The organism is Streptomyces sp. NPDC058964 (assembly GCF_042741275.1).
GTDB lineage: Bacteria > Actinomycetota > Actinomycetes > Streptomycetales > Streptomycetaceae > Streptomyces.
On the sequence record NZ_JBHYKH010000920.1, the window covers coordinates 1 to 1,718 of the forward strand.

2 protein-coding genes are annotated in these 1,718 nt (G+C 64.3%); one reads left to right on the plus strand and one right to left on the minus strand.

All coding sequences use genetic code 11. The annotated features are described in order from the left end of the window. The first annotated feature begins 879 nt into the window (after window positions 1–879). Window positions 880–1,296 carry a hypothetical protein gene (locus tag ACFW2E_RS46400; protein WP_384478081.1) on the plus strand — a complete coding sequence of 139 codons (417 nt, stop codon included), beginning with the start codon at window positions 880–882 and terminating at the stop codon, window positions 1,294–1,296. Between the two features lie 196 nt (window positions 1,297–1,492). On the opposite strand, the gene ACFW2E_RS46405 is transcribed toward ACFW2E_RS46400, so the two are convergent. After that, window positions 1,493–1,718, minus strand: a 226-nt coding sequence (locus tag ACFW2E_RS46405) for a hypothetical protein (protein ID WP_384478084.1), incomplete at its 5' end; no start/stop codon positions are given.

A 1,718-nucleotide genomic window follows, 5' to 3' on the forward strand; every position in this document is an offset into this window, starting at 1 on the left:
ATCTGAGTTCTTCCCGTTCCTGCTTCGCAACCGATGCCTTCCACTTGTGTGCAAGATAGGGAGCGACGCGCATGATGAGGATTATCCCGGCAGGGATCCAGGCCACGGCAGCAACAAAAAGGCTTCCCAATACCGCGAATAGAGCTCCCGCAACAAGCATCCCACTGAAGACACATCCCAAGAGCGGGGGGAGTGCACCTCCTCGATATGCGGGTATGGGAGGGTCATGCCATACCGGTGGTTTGTCGTGATCTGGGTGGGGGCGAAGAGCCGGGTGAATGTACTCCCATCCCAGCCTTTCCACGCCGTCAAACACGTGCCTTGATAGTTCGACGCGCGCGTCGGACCTTCCTTCCACCGCTCCCCCACATCGTCTCCGCAGTTCCGTCACGCCACCAAGCCGCGGCGGGACGGCACACGTCGAAGCGGAAGATCACCGCACCCGGCAGTACTTCCGCTCAACAGCACCAGACGCCTCGTCAACCAGCCCGCCGGCCATCGGGAGCGCCGACTTGACGCCAGACCGGGTACCCACCCGACTCAGCCGCACAGGCACTTGCGTACTTGCCACTTTGAGATCCATGCCCGCTCAGCACCACAGCATGACACCGGCCCACCCAAATCCTAGTAAGGGTTGGTCATGTGCGGGCTGTGATGGCGTCTTTTCCTGATCGGCCGTGTCGTTGACACAGGCAGTTACGTTTGGATCACCGCGCTGACCAGAGGAAGACGCCCGCGACGTGGAGTCCGGCCAGGGAGATGGTCGCGGTCTTCTCGTAGCGGGTGGCGACACTTCGCCACGGACGTCAGAACTGGCCGTCCGGTGTGATACTTGTGCCGGGCACCGACCGTACTGGAGAACCTGGGGGTGGATCGGCGATGCCGATGGGGGGAATACCGCAGCAACGCACGCTCGCCGAGCGGGCCACGGGCTTGACCGGCTGTCTCGCGGTAATCGGTCTGCTGTGGGCCCTGGGGCTGGCCTTTGTCCCGGCCTCGCACGAGGGACTGGAGGGACGGCGCACCATTGAGGGCCTGTCATGCGGGGCACCTGCGCTGTTCCGTCAATCGTCCTTCGTCGAGACCCCCCAAGACGAATGGCGGCCTCTGCCTGCCACTGCCGCCGACTGCGCCGAAAAGGCTGATGCACGCATACGCAGCGCGGTCGGAGTCACTGTGGGCATGCTGCCCTTCGCCATGCTGTGGCTGTGGGGAACAGTCACCTTGCATATCCGACGCGTCGCACCATCCCTCAACTCCCGGACCAACGGCCACGAGTCGGACCAGGAACACTGACCCGCCCCGCACGGGCCCTGGTGCGGGGCGAGCTGTCGTTCCGTGCCCCCGCCCGCTGTCGGCCCTCTCGCCAGTGAGGCCCCATCAAGACGGGCACACGGGACCGAACGACGAGTCCGGGAGCTAACGAGCTCATGCACGGCAGGTGGTGAGACGTCGAGCCTGGGTGGTCGATCATGGTCAGGTAGTGAGGACCTCAACGCGTGCGGTGATCATCAGTAATCGGCGGATCATGGGTCTGACTGTGAGATTGATGGCTGAACTCGTTGAGGAGACAGGCCCGTCGTGAGAGGAGTGTCACCAGGCGCGGCTTGCCGCCCGACTGCGGAAGCGGGCAGTGGGTGCCGGTGCCAAGCACCGGCTGGTGTTGGTGGACCGGCGGGGGGACACCCGCGGCCATAAACGGCACCGGGTGACCCACC